The organism is Actinomadura sp. KC216, from assembly GCF_004348535.1.
In the GTDB taxonomy this organism is placed as follows: Bacteria; Actinomycetota; Actinomycetes; order Streptosporangiales; family Streptosporangiaceae; genus Spirillospora.
The window spans coordinates 1-2,590 of the sequence record NZ_SMJX01000558.1 but is presented as its reverse complement, the minus strand read 5'-3'; the positions used below and the strand labels follow the sequence as shown (position 1 = coordinate 2,590).

General features: G+C 70.4%; 2 protein-coding genes. Both read right to left on the bottom strand.

The window, feature by feature from the left end:
- Nucleotides 1-180: 180 nt before the first annotated feature.
- Nucleotides 181-1,752 (bottom strand): hypothetical protein, encoded by a 1,572-nt coding sequence (locus E1264_RS41890; RefSeq protein ID WP_132183031.1) that lies wholly within the window; start codon nucleotides 1,750-1,752, stop codon nucleotides 181-183.
- Nucleotides 1,749-2,590: bifunctional DNA primase/polymerase (locus E1264_RS41885; RefSeq protein ID WP_132183029.1), on the bottom strand; the 842-nt coding region annotated here is incomplete at its 5' end. The genes E1264_RS41885 and E1264_RS41890, both read right to left, overlap by 4 nt.

The window sequence follows — 2,590 nt, the reverse complement described above, 5'->3', positions numbered from 1 at the left end:
GGCCGGGACATCTCCGCAAGTGGGGGTTCATCTCCGCACCGGGTGCGGAGATGCGGAGTTGGACATCCTTCGAGTTCGGCTATCTCCGCAGCCTGTCTTTGCAGGTCAGTGGCGGGTTGTGCGGCGTTGCGGGGATTGCGGGGATGTTTCAGCGTTCTTCCGGTCGGGAGCTGTGCGGGGTCAGTCATGGTGTTCCACCCAGAACACGTTGCGGTCGCCGCGCTGGTTCTTGGCCGAGCGGATGACGTAGTCGCCGCGCCAGCGCCCGACCTGGCCGGTCAGCAGGCGGCCGAGGGCGAGCACGTTGGGCGGTCGGCCGGTGTGGGTGGTGATGAACTGCCCTTCCCACCGGTCCAGCTCGTCGGACCCGATGCGGTCGGGTTCACCGGAGGCGCGTAGTTCGGCGGCGGTCATGGGTTGGGTGCCGTGCAGGGTGTGCCAGCAGGCCAGGAACGCGCGCCAGCGGGTTTCGTCCTCATCGATGCCGCGCACGTCGGCGGCGTTGGTCAGGAACCCCTCGATGCCGTGGTGGGCGAGGAATCCGCCGAGGGCTTGTGCCCATGGGGTGAACTGCCGCATGGAGACGGTGTCGGCGCGCGGGGCGCCGTTGCGGGTCCAGTCCAGGACCAGGACCAGCAGGTGCCACAACACCGTGAGTTGATTGCTCGGGGTGGTGATCCATTGGTCCAGGTGCGGGATCCCGAAGCGGGATTGGTCGCGTTGTTCGGGGCGGGGCATGTTGGGGTCCAGGTGCACCCGCACGGTGCGGGAGGCCATGTCGCCGCCGACTTGGAGGTTGTTGCCGGTGGCCATCCACAGGCGGTCGTTGACGGTGGCGATGTTGCGGGACGCTCCCAGCTGGCGGTCGGACCACACCCCGGCGGTGACCAGCAGCGCGAGGGTGGCGGAGTCGATGACCGTGCCTTCGGCGAGGTTGTCCCACACCACCACCCCGACCTGTTCGGCCAGTACCGCGGTGATGGATTTGCGGAGTTCTTCTTCGGTGTAGGCCCAGGGGATGACGCGCTGCCCGTAGAGCATGCCGGGGCCGCCGGTCAGGATGGACTTGCCGGAGGCGGGCATGGTCGCATCGATCAACGCGAACGGTGTCAGTGACCGGGTGAAGTGCCGCAGGATCGGGGTGACCAGCAGCGCCACGTAGTTGGCGCGGTCGGCGGGACTGGACCAGGGGAAGTCGCGCAGGAACCGGGTCAGCACGAAATCACGGGCCTCGCTCACCTGCTGATCGGTGGGCTGGTCCGGGACCGGTGGCAGGGCGACCTTGGCGGCCAGGTAGAGGCCGGTGGCCGGGTCGTAGCCGGGACGCTGCAACAGGGTGCCGTCACGTCGCAGGACCGGGGCGCCGATCACGCCGCGCAGCGGCGCCAGGCCGGGCCAGGTCTTGCCCGCCAGAACCGAGGACAGGATTTCGCGGGGCGGGGTGATCTCTTCCTCGTAGAACTCCAACTCTTGCTTGCCCTTGCCGGTCTTGCGGGTGCGGGTCCGGTAGACGTAGGCGTGTTCGGCCAGCAATCCGGCCAGAGTGGCGGGCGTGATCGGGCTGGCGGTGACCGGCAGCGGCGAGTCCTCATCGGCGGCCGGGGACGTTTGACCGCCGGACACGGTTTCCATGTGCACCAGGGACCCGGCGGACACGTAGGTGTCGGGCAGGCTGCCCGCAGCTAGGGCGGCTTTGAGAACGCGGATGGTTTCGGGTCCGGATCCGGCTTGCAGACGCGGCAGGCTGGTCATGCGGGCACGCTCCTGGGGCGTTGGGTACCGGCGCGGAACCCGGACCTGATGGTCCGGCGGGCAGGCATCTCGGCGAGCCCGGCGCGCGCGGCGGCAGCGGTCAGCAGTTGCTCGGTGTCCTCGGCGTCCAGGGCGCCACCGGCCACCAGTTGGCCGAGGGCCACGGCGGCGCCGTACAGCGTCGCGTTGCGGCGGCCCTGGGGTGCGGTGGCGATGGCGGCCAGGCTGGCGGTGACGGCCTTGTCCAGGTAGCCGCCGCGGTTGGCGGTGGCCAGGGCGACGGTGACCGGTTGTTGTGGTGGCAGCGGCGCCGGGCGTAGCCGTTCGGCCAGCCATCCGGGCAGCGGCGCCGGGGCCGGGGTGTGGAACGCCGTGTAGGCGCCGGCGCCGTCCGGCAGGTCGACAAAGGACCCGGGCCCAACGACGTATCCGCCGTCGCCGCGGGTGTCGACCTTCCAGCCCAGCCCGTTCCCGCGCTCGTCAGAGGTGTTGGTCAGCCGCACCCCATCGGGGGCGGTGAAATACAGATGACAGCCGCCGCGGCGGGTGCGGACTTGGAAGGTCTCCAGCGGCATCGCCGCACCGGCGGCTTCGCACACCAGCGCGAACACGTCCGCGCCGTCGTTGACGCCGGGCAGGGCCCACCGCGGCGGCGGATGCTCGCCGGGCTTGGGCGTGTCCAGGTCGACCACCAGCAGCCGGGACGGTTTACAGGCAATGCCGATGTTGTAGGGGCGGCGAGCCCACATCCGCCGGATCACCTCGGGGTCGGTGGTGGCGGTGCGGGTCCACCGCACCCCGTGGGGCGGTTCCTTGTCGCCGGGGGCCAGGGGGAAGA